The sequence below is a fragment of the Roseateles asaccharophilus genome (assembly GCF_031458115.1).
Taxonomy (GTDB): domain Bacteria; phylum Pseudomonadota; class Gammaproteobacteria; order Burkholderiales; family Burkholderiaceae_C; genus Pelomonas; species Pelomonas asaccharophilus_A.
On sequence record NZ_JAVDXV010000007.1, the window covers coordinates 322,541 to 343,227 of the forward strand.

At 69.8% G+C, this 20,687-nt stretch carries 16 protein-coding genes; all 16 read left to right on the forward strand.

All coding sequences use genetic code 11. The annotated features are described in order from the left end of the window. Positions 1–142: 142 nt before the first annotated feature. The 16 genes from J2X21_RS18630 to J2X21_RS18705 all read left to right on the forward strand — a co-directional run bounded on the left by J2X21_RS18630 (position 143) and on the right by J2X21_RS18705 (position 20,661). Positions 143–715, forward strand: coding sequence for a Pvc16 family protein (locus tag J2X21_RS18630; RefSeq protein ID WP_310331109.1), 573 nt, complete (start codon positions 143–145; stop codon positions 713–715). A 10-nt stretch (positions 716–725) separates the two neighbouring features. After that, entirely contained in the window at positions 726–1,544 is an 819-nt protein-coding gene (locus J2X21_RS18635) for a hypothetical protein (protein WP_310331111.1), read from the forward strand. 18 nt (positions 1,545–1,562) lie between these two features. After that, positions 1,563–3,179 (forward strand): phage tail sheath family protein, encoded by a 1,617-nt coding sequence (locus J2X21_RS18640; RefSeq protein WP_310331112.1) that lies wholly within the window; start codon positions 1,563–1,565, stop codon positions 3,177–3,179. A gap of 100 nt (positions 3,180–3,279) precedes the next feature. Next, positions 3,280–3,705 (forward strand): phage tail protein, encoded by a 426-nt coding sequence (locus tag J2X21_RS18645; RefSeq protein ID WP_310331115.1) that lies wholly within the window; start codon positions 3,280–3,282, stop codon positions 3,703–3,705. A gap of 113 nt (positions 3,706–3,818) precedes the next feature. Then, positions 3,819–4,265 carry a phage tail protein gene (locus J2X21_RS18650; protein ID WP_310331116.1) on the forward strand — a complete coding sequence of 149 codons (447 nt, stop codon included), beginning with the start codon at positions 3,819–3,821 and terminating at the stop codon, positions 4,263–4,265. 9 nt (positions 4,266–4,274) lie between these two features. Further along, positions 4,275–4,442 (forward strand): DUF5908 family protein, encoded by a 168-nt coding sequence (locus tag J2X21_RS18655; RefSeq protein WP_310331117.1) that lies wholly within the window; start codon positions 4,275–4,277, stop codon positions 4,440–4,442. Position 4,443: 1 nt separating this feature from the next. Further along, entirely contained in the window at positions 4,444–5,139 is a 696-nt protein-coding gene (locus tag J2X21_RS18660) for a CIS tube protein (protein ID WP_310331118.1), read from the forward strand. A gap of 1 nt (position 5,140) precedes the next feature. After that, the gene (gene vgrG, locus J2X21_RS18665) at positions 5,141–6,934 is read left to right on the forward strand and encodes a type VI secretion system tip protein VgrG (RefSeq protein WP_310331119.1); all 1,794 of its coding nucleotides are present in this window, start codon (positions 5,141–5,143) and stop codon (positions 6,932–6,934) included. A gap of 17 nt (positions 6,935–6,951) precedes the next feature. After that, complete coding sequence (locus tag J2X21_RS18670) at positions 6,952–7,251, forward strand: PAAR domain-containing protein (protein WP_310331121.1); 300 nt, start codon at positions 6,952–6,954, stop codon at positions 7,249–7,251. Between the two features lie 14 nt (positions 7,252–7,265). Beyond that, positions 7,266–7,691, forward strand: a complete 426-nt coding sequence (locus J2X21_RS18675; RefSeq protein WP_310331123.1) for a GPW/gp25 family protein — start codon at positions 7,266–7,268, stop codon at positions 7,689–7,691. Next, the gene (locus tag J2X21_RS18680) at positions 7,688–11,515 is read left to right on the forward strand and encodes a baseplate J/gp47 family protein (protein WP_310331125.1); all 3,828 of its coding nucleotides are present in this window, start codon (positions 7,688–7,690) and stop codon (positions 11,513–11,515) included. Before J2X21_RS18675 ends, J2X21_RS18680 begins: the two co-directional genes overlap by 4 nt. After that, positions 11,512–12,303, forward strand: a complete 792-nt coding sequence (locus J2X21_RS18685; protein WP_310331127.1) for a hypothetical protein — start codon at positions 11,512–11,514, stop codon at positions 12,301–12,303. Before J2X21_RS18680 ends, J2X21_RS18685 begins: the two co-directional genes overlap by 4 nt. Further along, positions 12,300–14,852, forward strand: a complete 2,553-nt coding sequence (locus J2X21_RS18690) for a hypothetical protein (protein WP_310331129.1) — start codon at positions 12,300–12,302, stop codon at positions 14,850–14,852. The genes J2X21_RS18685 and J2X21_RS18690 overlap by 4 nt, the downstream gene beginning before the upstream one ends. Continuing rightward, on the forward strand, positions 14,845–16,698 hold the full coding sequence (locus tag J2X21_RS18695) for a contractile injection system tape measure protein (protein WP_310331131.1): 1,854 nt from the start codon (positions 14,845–14,847) through the stop codon (positions 16,696–16,698). Before J2X21_RS18690 ends, J2X21_RS18695 begins: the two co-directional genes overlap by 8 nt. Beyond that, a complete protein-coding gene (locus J2X21_RS18700) occupies positions 16,682–18,058 on the forward strand; it encodes an ATP-binding protein (RefSeq protein WP_310331134.1) in 1,377 nt (458 codons plus the stop codon). The genes J2X21_RS18695 and J2X21_RS18700 overlap by 17 nt, the downstream gene beginning before the upstream one ends. 5 nt (positions 18,059–18,063) lie before the next feature. Beyond that, positions 18,064–20,661, forward strand: coding sequence for an Ig domain-containing protein (locus J2X21_RS18705; RefSeq protein WP_310331136.1), 2,598 nt, complete (start codon positions 18,064–18,066; stop codon positions 20,659–20,661). The last annotated feature ends 26 nt before the right edge of the window (positions 20,662–20,687 follow it).

The window sequence follows — 20,687 nt, forward strand, 5'->3', positions numbered from 1 at the left end:
ACGGCATCGCGTCGACCCGATCTCCGCAAATCGGAAGTTGGATTTCGGCATCCGTCCGATGGTCCCGCGCGCGGCGCGTCCCTAACGTGTGGGCCATCGAGACCGCACACCGGAACGCCCCTCGCCCTCCTTCGACCCCGCCATGATCGACGCTGCCATCCACCACATCGCCGGCCACCTCAACGCCGTGCTGCGCCGTTCCCACCAGTCGGCGGAGGACCTGGTGGTCGTCACGGGGCTGCAGGAATCCGACGGCAGCCCGGCGGCGACTGCCACCCAGCGCCTGTCGGTCTTTCTCGTCAACCTGGAGCGCGAAGGCGCCCCCGGCCTGCCCGTACAAGCCCTGGGCAACGGGGAGCGCCTAGCTCGCTCGGCGCCACCGGTCCACCTGAACTTGCTGGTGATGTTCGCGGCGAACTACGGCGGAACGACCTACCCCGAGGCGCTGAAGCTCGTCGGCAGCACCATCGCCTGCTTCCAGGCGACGCCGGTGCTCGACTCCCAGAACTCTCCAGGTCTGGATCCCCGCTTGGACAAGCTCACGCTGTCCATTGAGTCGATCGGCTTGCAGGAGATGGCGTCCCTCTGGGGTGCGCTCGGCGGCCGCTATGTGCCCTCGGTGCTCTACCGCGTACGCCTGCTCACCATCGACGCACGCCAGCCGGATGCGCAGCTCCCGATCGTACGCACGCCGCGCGTCGGCGTGCACGGGTGAGGGAACGAACGTGGACGCCTGGCTCCCGCTACTGCAACTGGAAGTGCGCCACGGCTACTACGCCACCGGGCGGTGCCGTGGCCTGCGGTTCGAGCCGACCTTGGGCACCGCCGCCGCAATTCGCCGCGCCGACATCGCTGCGCGCAGCGACGGCTGCAACCTCTTCCTGCACGGACCTGCCGACGCGCCGGACGCGCTCAACACGCCCGACGAGGGCCTGACCTGGCTCATCTTCACGGCCGACGCCGACTTCGCCTGCGCAACCGACGACCCGGCGTGCCGGCCGGAACAGCTGCTGTGGATCCAGGGGGCTGAGTCGGGCGGCGACGGCACACTGACCGCCACGCCGCGACCGCTGCGCGACGCGCGGGTGGCCTCGCTGCTGACGTCAGCCGACCGGCTGCGCCCCCCGTTCGCGATGCTCTGGCTGCCGTTGGCCGAGTTGCGGCGAAGCTGGGCGAACGCGGCCGTAGCACGCCTGAGCTGGCGGCTGGAACCACGAGCCACCGTGTGGAAGTACTGCCTGCACGGCGACTGGCCGGAACCCGCGCTGGCCATCGTCGACCTCTCGGGAGAGGCCAGCTTCGGCACGCCCGCGCGGGACCGCATGGACGACGGCACGCCCATGCTCGCCATCCGCTCGACGGGTCGCATCCCGCTCGAGCAGCGGCCAACCCGACGCCTGCAACTTCGCAGCCGCCCGGAATCGGACGGCCACGCTGACAAGGTGCTGATCCGCCGGCTACCCATGCCCGCGGCACAGTTCCTCGCCCGGGAAGTGATCGAGGGCCAGCCCACGGTCATCTCCGAGATCCACGTGCATCGATAACCCGCTGAGGAGCCCACCATGGCCATGAAGACACCCGGTGTCTATATCGTCGAGAAGAACGCCTTCCCCAACTCGATCGTCGAGGTGGCCACGGCGGTGCCGGCTTTCGTCGGCTACACCAGCCGCGCGGAGAACGGCAGCAAGTCGCTACGCAACAAGCCCTGGCGCATCAGCTCCATGGCCGAATACCACACCTACTTCGGCTACGGACCGGCTCCGCTGCTGCGCATCGAGGACGCCAAGCCCGACGCCCGCGTGGACTTCCGCGCGGCCGACAAGGACTACACGCTGACCCAGGCGGTCGGCAAGGACGGCGGTCGCTTCCTGCTGTATCACAGCATGGTTCACTTCTTCCAGAACGGCGGCGGCCCCTGCTACATCGTCTCGGTCGGCGACTACGGCGGTGACGTCGATGCGCAGAAGCTCAGCGACGGCATCACGCCGCTGATCAAGGAGCAGGAACCGACGATGCTCGTCATCCCCGACGCGGTGCTGCTCAAGCGCGCCGACTGCGTCGCCGTGCAGCAGGCCATGCTGCAGCACTGTGGCGGCAAGATGCGCAACCGCATCGCCATCCTCGACGTATGGGGTGGCTACCTGGACCGCAAGGACCCGGGCGGCGACCCCATCGAGAGCTTCCGCAACGACCTGGGCGTGAACTACCTGGACTTCGCGGCGGCCTACTACCCCTGGGTCAACACGACGGTGGTGCAGGACAAGGACCTGGACTACACCCGCATCGCCAACCGCGACCTGCTCGCCACGCTGCTGCGCCAGGAGCTCGGCCTGCCGGAGCAGATCGACGACAGCCTGCCGCCACGCGTGGCCCAGCAGGCCCACGCCGTCGCCGACATCACCAAGGACGACACGGCCTGGACCGCCTACGTGACCGAGCTGGTCAACAAGTCCACCAAAAGCGAAGAGGAAAAGGCCAAGGCTTTGACTGAGCCGGCCCTGAGGGTGGCCGTGGAGACGCACAAGTCGCTGCTGCACAAGAGCCTCACATCGCTGAGCCCGCTATACAACTCGCTGATGACCGAGGCACGCAACCGCCTCAACCTGCTGCCCCCTGCCGCCGCGATGGCTGGCGTCTACACGATGGTGGACAACAGCCGCGGCGTCTGGAAGGCGCCGGCCAACGTCAGTCTCAACGGCGTCATCTCGCCCGAAGTCAGCATCTCGCACGAGGAGCAGGAAGACCTAAACGTCACAACCCAGGGCAAGTCCATCAACGCCATCCGCAGCTTCATCGGTGAGGGCGTGCTGGTGTGGGGCGCCCGCACGCTGGACGGCAACAGCCTGGACTGGCGCTACATCAACGTGCGCCGCACGATGATCATGATGGAGGAGTCCTGCCGCCTGGCCGCCAAGGCCATGGTGTTCGAGCCCAACGTGGCTAACACCTGGGTGACCATCAAAAGCATGATCTCCAGCTTCCTGACCGGTATCTGGAAGCGCGGCGGCCTGGCCGGTGCCGTGCCGGAGGACGCATTCAGTGTGCACGTGGGCCTGGGCGAGACGATGACGCCCGAGGACGTCCTCGAGGGCATCCTGCGCGTGACCGTCCTGGTGGCGATCAGCCGCCCCGCCGAGTTCATCGAGATCACCTTCCAGCAGCAGATGCAGAAGTCCTGAGCCGCCGCGCTCCAAAGGACTTCCCACGTCTTTTCCCGCAAATCCCTAACCCTCGCGGAGGCAGGCAATGGCAGACGACGGATCAAAGCAATCGACCACGGTGTGGCCGCTCCCCAAGTTCCGCTTCGAAGTGAAGTGGGACTCGGCGGTCATGTCATTCCAGGAAGTCTCGGGCCTGGACGTGGAAGCCCAGCCCATCGAGTACCGGCACGGTGACAGCCCGGCGCTCTCGGTGCTGAAGATGCCCGGCATGAAGAAGTACAGCGACGTCACGATGAAGAAAGGCGTCTTCAAGGGCGACAACAAGTTCTGGGACTGGTTCGCCGAGATCAAGATGAACACGATCAAGCGCAAGCCGATCACGATCAGCCTACTGGACGAGGAAGGCAAACCGACCATGGTCTGGACGCTGGCCAACGCCTGGCCGACCAAGATCACCAGTACCGACCTCAAGTCAACCGGCAACGAGGTGGCAATCGAGACCATCGTGATCGCGCACGAAGGCCTCACCATCGCCAACGCCTGATGCTGGTGCCACCCGCTCCACCGCTGCCGCCTGCGGCGCGCCCGTCGGCGCGGGTCGGTCCGCCACCGGCCCCGCGCGTCTCGGCCTCCGCGCCCACGGCGCTGAGAGAGGAGATGCTCTACCCGCCACCCGCCTTCCGCTTCTCGGTGACCTTCGGGTCCGCCGGCCGCAACCGGGACAACGCGTTCCGCGAGGTTAACGGGCTGGGACCCGAACTTGAGACTGAAGCGTTGGTCGAGGGTGGGCAGAACACCTTCGTGCATCTTCTGCCCAAGGCGGCCAAGCATCCAAAGCTGGTGCTTTCGCGAGGCGTGGCGACGATGGAATCCGGGCTGTTGCAGTGGTGCCAGGAGGTGCTCGAAGGCGGTCTTGCGCAACCGATCGCGCCGCAGCTGTTGCACGTCTTCCTGCTCGACCAGGATGGTGGCCCGCTGCGCGTCTGGGCGGTACGCAACGCCTACCCGGTCAAATGGTCCGTCGAGCCCTTCCAGTCCACGCGCAACGAGGTCGCGATCGAGCGCATCGAGCTGGCTTATGCCGGCTCGAACCGGGTCGCCTGAGGACGCGCCATGAGCATCGAAGTCCGACAGTTGCTGATCCGCTCGCAGGTGACGCCCGCTCCCGCGCCGCCCCCTGCCGCGCTTGCGCCACGCGAGCTGCAGCGGCTGCGCGAGCAGTTGCTGGCAGAGTGCTGCGCTTGGCTGGCCGAGCGCCTCAACGCACAAAGGGAGCGCTGACATGGCCGGCGACACCCCCGAGCTGACACGGCTGCTGCTGACCCGCTATTCGCTGGCGAAGGATCGCAGCGTCAAGCTCGACAAGGGCACCGAGTTCTCGGCGCAGATCAACCCTGCCGACGTCAGCCACAACTTCAGCATCAGCTACAACGAGAACAAGGCCCAAGGCGCCGCCTATGTGGAACCCAAGTTCAGCGCCAGTGACAACGAGGAGCTGAGCTTCTCCATCACGCTGGACGGCACGGGCGTCGTGCCGCTCACGCCCGGCCTGGCGCCGGACGTCAAGGGCCAGCTCGCGCAGCTCAACAAGGTCGTTTACGAGTACGTGGACTTGAAGTGCGAACCACCCTACGTACGGGTGCTGTGGGGCACGCTGATCTTCTTCGGCCGGATGAAGACCATGGACACGCAGTACACGCTGTTCAAGCCGGGAGGCGACGTGCTGCGCGCCAAGATCAAGCTGACCTTCGTTGGCGCCATGAGCACCGACAAGGACAGCAAGGTCACCTTGCGATCCTCCACTGCCAGCACGACCCGCACCGTGACCGTCAAGGCAGGCGACTCGCTCGGCGCGCTCTGCGACGACGTCTACGGCGACTGCACGGCCTTCATGAAGGTGGCCCGCTACAACGGCTTGACCGACTTCCGCAATATCCCGCCGGGCACGGTGCTCAAGTTCCCGCCGGTGGAGGCCTAGCATGCCGGGCGTCTCACCCTTGCAGGACTCCGTCGGCGTCGTCACCCTGAGCGTTCTCGTCTCCGGCCAGCGCCTGGCGCAGAGCGCCGACCTGATCTCGGTGACGGTGCAGCGCGCCGCCAACACGGTGCCCAGCGCCCGCCTCGTCTTCAACGACGGTGACATGCCGGCGCGCAGCTTCCCCATCAGCGACGCCGAAGACCTCAAGCCCGGTGCGAAGCTCACGGTCAAGGCCGGCTATGGCCAGCAGGAGGAGACGCTGTTCGAGGGCATCGTTGTGCGCCACGGTCTGCGCGTCATCGGCAACAACGATGCACGCCTGGTGGTGGAGTGCCGCGACGCCGCCGTCAAGATGACGGTCGGCCGGCGCAATGCCAACTACATCGACATGACCGACAGCGACGTCATGGACAAGCTGATCTCGGCGCACGGCCTCACTGCGGACGTCGAGGCCACGACGATCACCCACCGCGAGCTGGCCCAGCACTTCAGCAGCGACTGGGACTTCATGCTCGCCCGCGCCGAGGCCAACGGCCAGCTCGTCATCACGACCGACGGCAGCGTCGCCGTGAAGACGCCGGATGCCGACGGCGAGCCGGCCCTGGCCGTGACCTACGGCGTCGACCTGATCTCCTTCCAGGGCGACGTCGACGCGCGCCACCAGTACGCCAGCGCGCTGGCCGTCTCCTGGGACCCCAAGGCCCAGGCGGCGCTGGAAGGCACGGCGGCCGACCCGGCGGCGCTGCCGGCCCAGGGCGACCTCGACAGCGAAGCGCTGTCCGCGGTCATAGGCCTGGAGAGCTTCCGGCTACAGGTCGGCGCCCCGCAGTCCAAGGACATGCTGGGCCAATGGGCGAAGGCGCAGCAGGTCAAGTCGGGCCTGGCCCGGCTGCGCGGGCAACTGCGCTTCCAGGGAAGCGCCAAGGCTGCGGTGGCCGGGCTCATCGAGCTCAAAGGCGTGGGAAACCGCTTCAACGGCACGGTATTCGTGACCGGTCTGCGCCATCACATCGAGGACGGCGCCTGGACGACAGAGGCCGACTTCGGCCTGGACCCGGACTGGTTCTGTGGGCGCACCGACGTGCTGGCACCGGCGGCCGGCGCCCTGCTGCCGGCGGTGACGGGGCTGCAGGTCGGCATCGTCACCAAGCTCGACGCCGACCCGGCCGGCGAGCACCGCGTGCAGGTCAAGCTGCCCGTGCTGCAGGCCGAGACCGAGGGCGTCTGGGCGCGGCTCATGCAGGGCTACGCCAGCAGCGGCTTCGGCAGCTTCCTGCTGCCCGAGGTGGACGACGAGGTCGTGCTCGGCTACTTCGCCGGCGACCCCTCCCACCCCGTCGTGCTCGGCAGCCTCTACAGCAGCAGCCGCCAGCCGCCCTACGCGCTGGTCGCTCCCAACGACACCAAGGCCCTGGTGACGCGCTGCAAGCACAAGCTGGAGTTCGACGAGAAGGACAAGGTCATCACGCTGACCACGCCCGGCGGCAACCGCGTCGTGCTCAGCGACAAGGACAAGTCCATCCTCCTCGAAGACCAGAACGGAAACACCGTTAAGTTGAGCAGTTCGGGCATCGCGCTGGACAGTCCCAAAGACATCAGCCTCACGGCCAAGGGCGGCATCACGCTGGACGCCGTCAACAGCATCACCCTCACCGCCAAGGCCGACGTGAAGGCCACCGGCCTGAACGTCAGCTGTGAAGGCCAGATCGGCTTCACCGGCAAGGGCAATGCCACCGCCGAGCTCTCGGCCGCCGGGCAGACCACCGTCAGGGGTGCCCTGGTCATGATCAATTGACGACGCGAAGGACCACCATGCCGCCCGCAGCCCGCCTCACCGACCTGCATGTTTGCCCCATGGTCACGCCCGGCCTGCCGCCGGTGCCCCACGTCGGCGGGCCCGTCATCGGCCCCGGCGTGCCGACCGTGCTCGTCGGCAAGCTGCCGGCCGCCGTCGTGGGCGACAACGCCACCTGCGTCGGCCCGCCGGATGCCATCGTGATGGGCTCGACCACGGTGCTCATCGGCGGCCGTCCTGCGGCGCGCATGGGCGATGCCACGGCCCACGGAGGCACCATCGCCATCGGCTTGCCCACCGTGCTCATCGGCGGCTGAAGCACGAGCCTCGCATGGACGACGCCCTCGACCTCCTCGGCACAGGCTGGGCCTTCCCGCCAGCCTTCGACCGGCGTCGCTGCAATGCCGTGACGGCCTCGGGCGTGACCGACATCGAGGAGAGCCTGCGCATCCTGTTCGGCACCTCGCCGGGCGAACGCATCATGCATCCCAGCTACGGCTGCGGCCTGCGCCGCCTGGTGTTCGAGCCGATGAACACCAGCACGCTGACCGAGATCCGAAGCCTCATCGAGAAGGCCGTGCTCTTCTTCGAGGCCCGCATCACGCTGGACACGGTGAGCTTCGACACCGCGGCCCTGCTGGACGGCGTGCTGCGCATCCGGCTGGACTACCGCCTGCGCACCAGCAACAGCCCGCACAACTTCGTCTACCCGCTCTATCTGCGCGAAGGCGAGGCAGTCTCAGGAGCGACGCCGTGAGCCAGGGCACCGACCAGCAGGACCGCTTCCCCCGCGCGTTGGAGCCGGGCTACTTCCGGCCCGGCGATCTCGATTTCCCGCAGCGCGCGGAGATGACGGGGCGACTCGCCGAGCGGCTGCGCTTCCATGACCTGAACCACCAGGAAACGGGTCACTGGGGCGATCTCTTCACCAACGATCCGACACTCATGATGGCCCGCATCGCGGCCTTCGACATCGGGCCGGCGCAGCGCAAGTTCCTGGAGCACGTGAACACAGCTCCGCTGCCCGATCTCGGCCTGCAGGTGCTGGAGCTGGCCTTCACGGTCGACGGCTGGTGGGCCGCCATGCGCGGCTGCGAGGAGCCCGCACCCCGCCAGCTGGGCGACCGCATCGAGCTGCTCATCGTGCGCCAGCTCGCCGCCGATCTGCATTGGGTCGAACGCCGCTTCCTGCAGCAGACAGTGACGCGCCGCCCGGCCGATAGCGACAAGCGGGAGCTCTCCAGCCTGTGGCGACGTAGCGGCAACAGTGACGACGATGGCACCGAACGCAGCGACCGGGAGAAGCTGCGCGAGCGCTTCTTCGCCTTCCTGACCGCGGCAGATGACATCGCCACTCTGGCACGCGAGCTGCTGCCGACCAGCCTGGCCTCCGGCCGTCACGAACCCGCCGCCGCGCTGGTGATCGCATTCCTGATGCTGTGCGATGTCGTGCAGCAGGAGGTCAACCGCCTGCCAGCGCGACATGCGAACTTCTATCTGCGCGACTGCCTGGGCTTCGGGCCGCAGCCACCGCGACCCGACCATGTGCACCTGGCCTGCGAGCGCGACCCGCGGGCGGGCGCCGAGGTTCAGCTGCTGCCCGGCACCGTGTTCGAGGCCGGCAAGGACGCGGCGGGCCGGCCGGTGCGCTTCGTCAGTGAGGCCGCGCTCGCCATCACCGACCTGCGCGTCGCGTCCCTCTACACGCTGCGCCTGGAGCACGACCCGCTGATCGCGCCCGAGTGCCACCTTGGCTACGTCACCCGCAGCAAGCTGACGCAGCCGGTGCCCGACGGGCGCAGCGTGTGGTCGCTGTTCGGCGGCCGGGCCGCCAAGGCGCAGGACGCCCGCATCGGTTTGGCCCTCGCCTCGCCGCTGCTGCTGCTCAGCGAGGGCGAGCGCGAGATCCGGCTGCTCCTCCGCCGCAGCGGCACAGGGCCAGGCCTATCGGCGCTGCGCGATGCGGTGCTGCAGGCACGCTCGCCCGAGGTCTTGCGCGAGGCCCTCGGTGCCCTGCTCGTGAACTGGCTGCTCGCCGCCAGCGACTCCCAGGACGAACGTGCTCGCGCCGAACACCAACACATCCCCGGCGATCTCTCGCCCGCCGACTGGAAGGCACTGCGCGAGGTCATCCACGACATGCCCGAAGCGGTGCTGCCGTCGATCTTCGCCGGCAGCCGCACGCCGCGGCGGGCCCACCTCTTCACCCACCTGCTGCAGGGCTCGCTGCGGCTGAGCCTGAGCAGCGAACGAGGGTGGCTCGACGTGGACTGTCGGTTGGAGCGCATCGAACGCCCCGCCGCCGGCACGCCGCCTGGCACGCTCGCCGGCTGCGACCTGGGCCTGCGCATCCGCCTCAAGCCCGAGGCTGCAGCCATCGTCGGCTGCGACCCGATCCTGCACGGCGAGGAATGGCCTACCCGGCTGCCGGTGCTGCGCCTGGAGCTTTCGTCCCTGGGCCGGCTCTATCCGTATTCGCTGCTGGCCCAGCTGTCGCTGGCGGCCGCCGAACTCACGGTGACGGCCCGCGGCCTGCGTCAGCTGCACCTCGAGAACCACCTTGGCCGGCTCGACGCCACCAAGGGCTTCATGCCCTTCGGGCCGATGCCCAGCCTATCCTCCTACTTCGTCATCGGCTCGCCGGAGGCTGCACGCAAGACGCTGGACCGGCTATGGCTGGACGTCGAATGGGGCGGGTTGCCGCCGGACGCCGGCGGCTTCGATGCCCACTACGCCGGCTATGGCGAACCGGCTGAAGCGGCGCTGCGCCAGGGACGCTTCAGCACCAGCAGCGCCTGGCTGCGCGACGGCCAGTGGCAGGACTGCCGCCTGCTCCCGGGCCACGAGCAGCTGTTCGGCCGGGACAAGCACAGCCGCGAGCTGCAGGCCGGGCGCCGCATCGAGATCGACCCCGGTTCGCTGCGCCAGTCCAGCCGCGCCAGCGGCGAGGACTGGCAGCGCATGCCGCTGCCACGCAACGGCTTGTGCCGGCTGCAATTGGCCGGCCCGCGCCCGGCTTTCGGCCATGCGGCCTACCCGATGGCGTTGGCCGCCGCGGTGGCCGCCAATGCGCGCCGCCGCAAGCCCGAGCCCCTGCCCAACCCGCCCTACACACCTCTCATCGAACGCCTGTCGCTCAGCTACGTGGCCCATAGCGTCATCGCTCTGGACCGCGACGACGAACCGGCCGACGGCGTGGACGGTGAGCGCATCTTCCACTTGCATCCGCTGGGCCTGCAGCCGCTGACGTCGGGCACCGCCGGCGGCCACGCGCTGCTGCCCGATCTGGGTGACGCCGGCAACCTCTACATCGGCCTGAGCGGCCAGGAGGCGAGCGGCCTGCTGACGCTGCTGTTCGAACTGCAGGAGCCGCTGGCAGGCAGCGCCGATGGCGACCTGGCCCGCCCCCGGCTGCGCTGGGCCACGCTGTGCGGCGACACCTGGCGGCCGCTGCCGCAGACCCGGGTGCTGGACGACACGACGCATGGCGGCCTGACCTCGGGCATCGTCTCGCTGGACCTGCCACGGGACATGGACAGCGGCCACCGCATCATGCCCAGCGGCCTGTTCTGGCTGCGCGCATCGGCCACCGGCGGCTTCGAGCGCTTTGCTGGTTTGGTGTCGGTGCGCACCCAGGGCCTGAGGCTGCGCCGCGAGCTCGACACGAGCGGCCGCGCCGCGCCGCCCGTAGTGCTGGGCGCGGGCGCCATCGTCCGCCCCGCTGCAGGCGTGCCCGGCCTCGCGGCCGTGACCCAGGTCGGCCGCTCCTTCGGCCTGCGGCGCGAGGAGGACGACCGCGCCCTCCTCGTCCGCGCCGGCGAGCGCCTGCAGCACAAGGGCCGCGCATCGCTTGGCTGGGACGTCGAGCGCCTGCTGCTGGAGCAGTTCCCTGAAGTGCGCAAGGTGCGCTGCATCCCGGCCCGCGACGGCAGCGGCCGCGTCACCGTGGTGGTCGTGCCGCGCGTGCCGAGCAACGACCCGGCCCTGGCCTGCTCTGCCCCGCGCTTCAACGCGGTGGACCTCGCCCGCATGGCCGAGGCGCTGCGCGCCGTTGCCTCGCCTTTTGCCGACCTGCGTGTGCGCAACCCGGCCTACGACAGGCTGCAGCTGCGCGCCACGCTGCGCCTGCGACCGGGCGCCCATGAGGGCGCGACGCTGCGCCGCGTCAACGAGGCCGTCGTGCAGGCCATCTCGCCCTGGGGGGAAGACGGCCCCGGCCCCCGCTTTGATTGGCTGGTGCGCAGCGAGGACCTGGACGCCCGCATCCGCCAACTCGGCGGTGTGGACGGCGTGAGCCGGCTGTCGCTGTTGACCCTGACCTGCGATGACGAGGGCCTCTACCAGCTTCGCGACACGGCACTCGCGGCGCTGGGACCGCAGCCCCCGGGACAGGACGGCGACCGCCCCGCGCGCGGCGCTGCGCACGCCCGGGCGCGCCTGCCCTGGAGCCTGGCGCTGCCGCTGCCGCAGCACATCCTCAGCGTCGCCGACGAGACGACAGTCCCCGGCGGTCCGCAGCCCACCGGCGTGGACCGACTGACCATCGGCACCACCTTCGTGATCGGCAGGGCCTCGCCATGACGACCCGCAACCGCGCCACGCTCAGGCAATTCTTCGAGGAAGGCCGCCAACCCAGCAGCGACCACTTCGGCGACCTCATCGACTCCATGCTCAACATGAGCGACGAGGGCTTTCGCAAGACACCCGAGCACGGCTTCGAGATCACCAGCGACGAAGCGCTGATGAGCTTCTACCGCGAGCAAAACAGCCAGGACCCGATCTGGTCGGTGGGCTTCGGTGGCGACCGCAACCAGTTGCTGCTGCGGGCGGGGGAAGGCAGCACGAACGGCGCACCACCGGTCCTGGCGCTGGACCTTGCGGGCCGCGCCGGCATCGGCACGGCGCAACCGCAGGAGGCGTTGGACGTGCGCGGCGTCATCGCCAGCCAGGGTCGGCGCGGCACGATACACCGCCACGACACCGAGGGCCAACTGCTGCTGGCCAATGGCGAGTGGCACAAGCTGAAGGGCCCGCTGCAGGGCTGCCAGGCCTTCGAGATCACGGCCGGCGTGGGACTGCCGGAAAGCGGCCGCTTTGCGCTGATGCACGCGATCGCGATGAACACCTACAACCCCGTGCCAGGCTGGTTGGCCTGGACGTCGCGCCGCAACGGCATCCGCTGCCAGCACGCCTGGTATGGCCAGCGCTGCGATCGGCTGGAGCTGCGCTGGACCGGCGACCGCGGTCGTAACGGCAAATACCAGCTGGAGATCCGCACCCGCTGCAACTACGAGAAAGACTGCGTCATCCAGGCCTCGGTCACGTCCCTCTGGCAGGACGAGCACATGAAGGGGTCCGACCCGAAATGAGCGCCCGCCCCGCCCTGCCGCCACACCTGGCGCCCACCACGCTGGCCGCCGTCGATACCGACAGTGTCGGCTTCGACGAGTTGCGCGCCCGGGGTCTCACGCTGCTGCAGAAGCTGAGCGGCCGGGTCTGGACCGACCACAACCTGCATGACCCCGGCATCACGCTGCTCGAGCAGCTGTGCTTCGGCCTCACCGACATCGTCTACCGCGCGGGCTTCCCGGTGGCCGACCATCTCACCGGCCCCGATGGCCGCATCGACCACGCGGATCAGTCCCTGCATCCACCGTCCGAAGCCTTGCCCTGCCGGCCGACGACCATCGGCGACTACCGCCGCCATCTGCTGGACGCCCTTCCCGAGCTTGACGACGCCACGCTGGAGCCCGACCCCGGCACCGGGCTCTACCGGCTGCGTCTCAAGTTCCGCGCGGGGCTCGGCGCCGCCGTGCAGGCCCGCATCGCGGCGGCGCGCGCCGCCTGCCTGGCACGGCGCAACCTCGGTGAAGACCTGGACCCCGAAGTCATCTGCCTGCGCGAGGTGCCCTGCGACCTGCATGCGGACGTCGAGATCGGCGGGCCGCGCGATGCCGTGGACATCCTGGCCGAGGTTTATGACCGCTGCGCCCGCTACATCGCCAACGTGCCTCGGTCTCGCACGCTGGACGAGCTGCGCCGTGAAGGCAGCTCGCTCGAGGAGATCTACAGCGGGCCGGCCGTGCGGCACGGCTTCATCGACGACGACAAGCGCGCCTCGTCCGGTGGCAGCCAGCGTACGCTGGCACTGTCGGAGCTGGTGGGCCTGGTGCGCGACGTTCCCGGCGTGCTGGATGCACGGCTGCTGGCCCTGCAGGTGCAGGGGCAGGAGACCACGGCTGCCTCGGTCGTCTGGCGAGACCGGGATTCGGCGCTTGCGCTGCGCCTGCCCGATCACGAAGTGCCAGCCACCATCACTGTGCGGCGGCGCGGCAACGTCGTGCCCGTCGCGTGGCAGGACCTGCGTCGGCGCCTGGGCGACCTGCAGGCCGGCGGTCGCGCCCAGCGGGCCCGCACCGACCAGCAGCAGGCCGAGCGCGCCGATGCCTTGATGCCGCAGGGCCGGTACCGGGCCATGCAAGGCTATTCCTCGGTGCAGGACCACCTGCCCGCCCTCTACGGCCTCGGCCGCCACGGCCCCGGGCCCAGCGCACCGCCCAAGCGCCAGGCCGAAGTCAAGCAGCTCAAGGCCTATCTGGTGATGCAGGAGCAGGCCATGGCCCAAGGCCTGGCGCAGCTGGCCCACCTGCGCGAGCTGTTCTCGGTGGCGCCGGACGCCACTCAGGGCCTGTGGACGCAGATGATCGGCCCGGATGCCGTGCCGGGCGTGGACAAGCTCTACCTGCAACCCCTGGCTCAGGTGGCCGATACCGTCTACAAGCCCTTCGACAGCAGCTTCGAACGCAAGAACCGCGCACTGGATCACCTACTGGCACTGCACGGCGAGACCTATACGCAGAACTCCATGCGGCAGTTCTTCGGTCACTACAAGCCGCGCGAGGCCGAGCGCCTGCTGCTGGAGAACAAGGCCACTTGGCTGCGTGACATCGTGCCCCTCACGCGCGACCGCGCCAGCGGTTTCGACCCCGGCCGCGAATCGTGGAACCGGCGCGACAACTGCAGCGGCATGCAACGCCGCGCCAGCCTGCTGCTGGGCTTCAAGCACTGGCATGACCGCCCACTCACGCAGGTGCTGCGCGAGGAGAGGTTGCAGCCGGTGCGTCAGCCCGACGACCGCCACCACGCCTGGCAGCTCAACCCGCACGACCCGGACCTGCCCCAAGCCCTGGCGGTCGGCAGCGCCGTCAAGCCCGCGGACATGCGCCAACTGCGCGAGGACCTGGAGCGCCTGCCCTGGCTGCGCGAACCCCTGCCCGGCGGGCTGTGGCGAGCGGCCCAGCAAGAGAACCGCTACCGACTGCTCGACGGTGCCGACGGCGCCCGCCTGCTGGTGCTCGGCCCCGACGAGAACGGCCGCTGGTGGCGGTTGGGCAGCTTCCGCGACGCCGCGACCGCCCGCCGCACCGCGGCCAGCCTGCGGCTGTACCTTCGGGGCGTCGATCAGGCCTGCGAAGGCCTGCACCTCGTGGAGCATGTGCTGCTGCGCCCGCTGCACCGCGACACCAGCCGTCACGACAGACTGGGCCTCGTGCCGGGCTTCTATCGGCTCGCCGTGACGACCGTCCTGCCCAACTGGACGCAGCGCACCGCGCGCGTGGCGTTCCGGCGCTTCGCGCGCGAGACGCTTCGACTCAGCTGCCCGGCCCATCTGACCCTACATCACCTACCCCTGGATGCTGCGCGCATGCAGGGCTTCGAGACCGTCTATGCCGCCTGGCTGGAGGCACGCCGAGCCTGGTGCCAGCGCCCCACGGACGAGGTCTTGCAATGGAGCGCCGACGGCCATGCCTGCGAGCTCATCACGCTGATGCGCTCGGCCCACCGGGTGCTGGCCAAGGCCTGGACACGCAAGGATGAGGGCGGCGACGAAGCGCCGCCCTTGCAAGGCCATGCTTGACTGGGACCGCCCCTCGCCGCATCTGATTGAGCGGCTCACGCTGGACACCGGCTTCGGCGCTGGCATCGCGCCCCACGAGGCCGAGGCCCGGCTGGCCACCTGCGCGCAAGGACCGCTGCTCCAAGTCATCGACGACGTCTTCGATGCCTGCTGCCCGCCCGACGAGCACTGGCGGCTGGATGAACTCGCCGTGGATCTCGGCGAGCTGCCGCTGGAGGACTGGGAGACCGAGGCCGCGCGGCGGCTGCGAGAACGCCTGCTGCACCTACTGGGCGACCTGCGTGCCACCGGCGCCAGTGCCGCGGGTCGGGCCACCGGCCTGCAGGTGCACACCCGGCCGCAGGCGCGGCGCGAATCGCTGCTGCACTTCCTGCGCCACGGCCGCCTGCCCTGGCAGGCCCGCGGCGAGGACCTGCAGGCCCTCGCCGCCACCGCGCTGGCCGAGGACCCGACCGGACTCGTAGCCGCGCTGCGTGCCCTGTCCGATCGCGCCACCCTGCTGCAACGACTGGCTGCCCAGTTCGACGACGGGCTGCTCGCGGCCCTGGTGCGCGCCTTCATGCCCGGTGAGCCTGCTGCCGCGGCGCGACTGCTGGAAGCGCTGGCGCCGGCGCGGCGTGCCGGCCTGTCACCAAGGGCGCGCGGCGCCTGGTGGGCCTCGGTGCTGGAGCAGGCTGTGGACCATGCCACCGCGCCACGGCCGGCTGTGCTGATGCTGCTGCGCGCCCAACTGCTGGCGGCGCTAGATGCCACTGTGCAAGGCATGCCGGACGGCGATCCGCTGCAGGCCGTGGCCCACGCCTGGGTGCCGCTGCTGCGCGAGGACAGCGACTGGCTGCGCACGACGCTGGAACGCGCCGCCGAGGCCCCGGCCGTGCGCGAGCGCCTGGCCCAGTTGCTGCCGCTCGCGCTGCTGCCGAAGCTGCTGAACCTGTGGGTGGCCGAGCCCGTGGGACAGGCCGTCACCGCCTGGATCGCCACCGTAGCCGCTGGCGACGCTGCCGGCAGCCCGGCCGCCGCGACCGCTCGCCAGCGCCGGCTCTGGCAGGCCACGTTCGGCCACACGCTGCGCCACCATGCGCAGACCTTCGACGTCGCCCGCTTTGAGGCCCAGGTGCGGGCCGACCTCGCGCGCCAGGCCGGCACCGCCATCGACCCACCGGCCGGCTGGTTCGACCGGGTCGTGCGCCGCGCCTCGGCGGTGCTGGCGGCGGCGGTCTCGGGCCTGCGTCTGCCGTGGCGCAAGCCACGCGCATCGCAGAGCGCGCCAACCGCGGCCTCGGCAAGACCGCCAGCCGCGCCGCCCCCCGACGCGAGCGTCGAAGCGCCCCCCGACACACTGGCCGTGGCCAATGCCGGCCTGGTGCTGCTGTCGCCCTATCTGCCACGGCTCTTCGGCCACGTCGGCCTGCTGGCCCCAGATGCCGAGCCGGCGGCTCTCGCCGGCCCCGAAGCCGCCGCGCGAGGCGCCTTGCTGCTGCAGGCCCTGGTGACCGGCGAAGCCGCCGCGCCGGAGCCGGCCCTGCTGCTGAACAAGCTGCTGTGCGGCCTGGCGCTGGACACGCCGCTGCCGCGCGAGATCGAAACCACCGCCGCCGAGCGCGAGGCGACGGAGGGCCTGCTCGGCGCCGTCATCCAGCACTGGCGCATCCTGGGCAGCACCTCCATCGCCGGGCTGCGGGAAACCTTCCTGCATCGCCCCGGCCAGCTGGAGCGGCGTGACGAACACTGGCGCCTGACCGTCGAGCCCGGGCCCTTCGACATGCTGATCGACCAGCTGCCCTGGGGCTATTCGACGCTGCGCTATCCGTGGATGGAAAGGGTGATCCATGTGGACTGGCGCTGAACCCGGCGAGCGCGTCCGCGCCAACGCACGGGCCCTGCAGGCCGAGCTGCGCTGGCTGGACGAAGTGCTGCAGGTACGGCTGGCCGCGCACTTCGGCGCGACCGCCGGACGCGAGGCACGGCAGGAGCTGCCGCCACCGCCGCGGCTGGACGAAGGCCCTGCTGCAAACGACCTGGCACAGTTGGTGCGCCGCTGCGAGCTGGGGCCTGCGGAGCGCCTCGTGCTGGCCCTGGCCCTGGCCCCCCACCTGCGGCCGCAGATACTGGACCTGCTCTTCGTCACCAACGAGAACCTCAATCGCGGCTTCTGCGAGTTTGGCGGCTGGAAAGGCCGGCAACACGGCGGCTTCCTGCCAACCGTGGAGACCGCCGCCTTCCTGGTGGCCGGTGAGAACCTTGGCCAACGCTTCGAGTTGCACCGGCTGCTGGACGACGCCGCGCCACTGCGGCGCCACGGGCTGGTGCGGCTGCAGCACGAAGCGCCGAGCGAGCCCTGGTACGGCGCGGCCCTGCTGGCCGGGCGCGAGACGCTCGACCAGCTGTGGTCCGGTGAGACGCGCAAGCCGGACTACGGCGCCAACTTTCCCGCCAAGCTCATCGAAACGCGGCTCGGCTGGAGCGATCTCGTGCTGGATGCCGACGTGATGGAAGAAGTGCAGGCCATCGCGACCTGGGCACGCCATGGCGAGACGCTGATGCGCGACTGGCAGCTGCAGAAGGCCCTCAAACCCGGCTACCGCTGCCTGTTCTTCGGGCCGCCCGGCACTGGCAAGACGCTCACCGCGACGCTGATCGGCCAGCAGGTGGGCGCCGACGTCTACCGCATCGACCTCTCCATGGTCGTGTCCAAGTACATCGGCGAGACTGAGAAGAACCTGGCCGAGGTGTTCGACCAGGCCCAGCACCGGCGCTGGATCCTGTTCTTCGACGAGGCCGACGCGCTGTTCGGCAAGCGCACGGCCACGTCCAGCAGCAACGACCGGCACGCCAACCAGGAGATCTCCTACCTGCTCCAGCGCGTGGAGGACTTCCCCGGCACCGTCATCCTGGCCAGCAACCTCAAGGGCAACATCGACGACGCCTTCGCGCGGCGCTTCCAGTCGTCGGTGTACTTCCCCATGCCGGACGCCGACCAGCGCCTGCGCCTGTGGGAAGGCATGGTGAGGCACACCGGACGGCTGGCCGCCGACGTGGACCTCGCCGAGTTCGCGGAGCGCCACGAACTGGCGGGCGGCGCCATCGCCAACGTCGTGCGCTTCGGCGCCATCAACGCGATGCAGGCCGGCCGCGAGCGCATCGGCGCCGCCGACCTGCGCAAGGGCATCGCCAAGGAACTGCGCAAGGAAGGGCGCACGGTGTAGACGCCATGCAAAAACTCCGCTTCCCTCGCCGTCGCAACGACTGGGCGGACGACAGCCCGCCGCCTGCTCCGGCCACCCCTGCCGGCCCGCCATGCCGGCACTGCGCGCGGCTACGCGTCTTCCTGGCGGGCGTGCTGCTGGCCGGCGGCCTCGTCATGCTGCATGCCGCCGCGCAAGGCCCCGCCGGCACGCCAGCCACATCGGCGGCACCGAGCCATGCCGGCGTCGTGACCCAGCCCGTGCCACCACGCCGGGAGCCCGAGGTCTCGCTGCTGCCCATATCGTCTGTCGCGCCTGCGGCCTCGGCCGCCTCCGCCGCTGGCACGCTAGAACTGGTCTACCAGACCGTGCCCCTGCCCAGCGGCCGCATCAACCAACCCTACAAGCCCCGCGACCTCGTGCGCGGCGGCCGCGCGCCCTACCGCTTCACCGTCGAGGGCAGCTTGCCGCCCGGGCTGGCGCTAGACGCCATAGGCCGGCTGGCGGGCACGCCCACGGCGACCGGAAACTACAGCTTCGAGCTGACCGTGACCGACGCCAACGACCCACCGCGTGTAGACCGGGCGCCCTACGTGCTGCGCATCCTCGGGGCCACGCCAACTGCCGCGTCGCCCAAGCGCATGCCGCGCACTCTCAGCCTCGAACAGGCGGACCGCACCGTACCCAGCGACCCGCTGCCACCCGTGACTTATCTGCTCACGCAGGCCAAGCTCGATGCGCTGCTCGGCGTGGCGCAGGAGGAGCTGGACAACAAGAAGGCCGAGGCCGCCAGCCAGTCCTCCGCGGAAGGCGAGCCGCCGGCCACAAAGGCGCCGCCGGCGCCCGTCATCTACGCACCGACGGTGGAGCAGCTGCGGGAGATGCTGCTGCCGCTGCTGAACGTCGAGCATCCGACGCTGGCCGTCTTCATGGACTCCCTGCGCGCGCGGCACTGCGAGTACTTCCTGCGCCACGTGAATGCCATCGGCCTGGAATCCAAGGAGGAGGTCGTGACCCGCTGCCCGCGCGGCGGCGATCCGACCGATTCCTCCCGCCCCACTGCCCCCGCAGCCTCGGGTCCCGCAGCGCCCAAGCCCTCGGCCGCCGAGAAAGTCTTGCAGAAGGCCCTGGCCAGCGGCCGGCTGCCGCTGCCGGCCTTCTACGACATGCTGATGCCGGCGGCCACGGTCGACGAGATCGTCCAACAGGCCGCGGTCGAGCATCCGCTCGACGCGGCCAGTCCTCTGCAGCTGAACGGGGACGGCTGCGGCTGCACCCTGCCCGACGCGAGCAACGACGTGTTCGCCTTCCTGCCCTACTGGTTGAACGACGGCAGCAAGGGCGCCCTGCCGGTGCGCTTCGACAAGTTCACGCGGCTGCAGTACATGGGCGTCGTGCTGCGCAGCAACGGCGAGTTCATGAAGCCGCGCGGTTGGGACAGCCCGGGCGGCGGCTTCGCCCGCCAGGCAGACAGGCATGCCGTCAACGTCGACCTCGTCCTCTACCGGCGCAACTTCCGTGCGCTCATGGAGCTGCCCAAGGCCGCCCTCGAGCAGGTGGTGAAGACGGCGGGCGACCAGGTGCGCGACATGCTCGACCGCCGCCCCGAGGACCTGCAAGGCCGCTTGGAGCCGTTGCTGCCGCCCGGCTGGCGCGAGACCTCATACCTGTACGACGGCGTGACCGTCTTCTTCGACGTCAGCGACGAAGAAGCCCGGTCCGCCGCCTTCCAGGCCTTCTACCGCGCGTTCCTGTTTGAGCTGGTGACGGTGATGGAGCAGCAGCCGCGCCGTCACTTTCACCTCAACCTCGTCGTGCCCCAGCACCTGATCGGCGAGCCGGGAACAGCCTTCCGCTTCGGCCACCTGATGGAGATCATGAAGAGGGCCGAGAAGGGCCGCGCCACGGGGGATCTCAATCCAAAGGACCGCAGTGCCGCTGCGGCGACCTACAAGTCCGACGATACCTACAAAGGAACTGGCGACATCAGCGTGCGCTTCCTGGTACCGCTGGGAGTGGGTGGCGACGTCGACAAGATGCAGCTGCGCTCGCGCGCCGACTTCAACGACGAGCTCGTCGGCGAAGACCGCATGGCGTTGCTGGGCAGCCTCGTGCCAGTGCTGCTGCATGCAGGCGGGGCGCCGCGGCCGATGCCGCCCGCCGACTACGACTCCCTGGACCGCGACCTCGTCTACATCGGCTGGTCCTTCGGCGGCGTCGCCTTCTGGCCGCTACCCACGAACAACCGCGGCACTGGCGAGAAGGTGCTGGTGCGCCTGAGCGAGCGCTTCTGGGATTACCTCGACTCGGACAGCCCTTTCTGCCAGCTCGTCTGCCCACTGCGCATGCCGCTACGGCTGCTGCTGGAGGCCCTGCTGCTGACCACGGGCGGCGCTCTCTTCGCCTACGGCTGGAACTGCAGCGTGCGCCGCCTGGGCCGGCTCTACCTGATGGGCCTGTGGGCGGCCGGCATCGCCACTCTGGCCGTGACCCTGTCCCTTTTCACCTGCGACCCCGCACTGAACGAACTGCGCAAGGGCAATCTGCCGCTGATGGTGCTGGTGGTCGTGCTGGTGCTGGCGGGCATCGTGTTGACGTTCAGGCGGCAGGTTGAGAAACCGTGATTGGGGCAGCCGCCGCAGCAACGCAT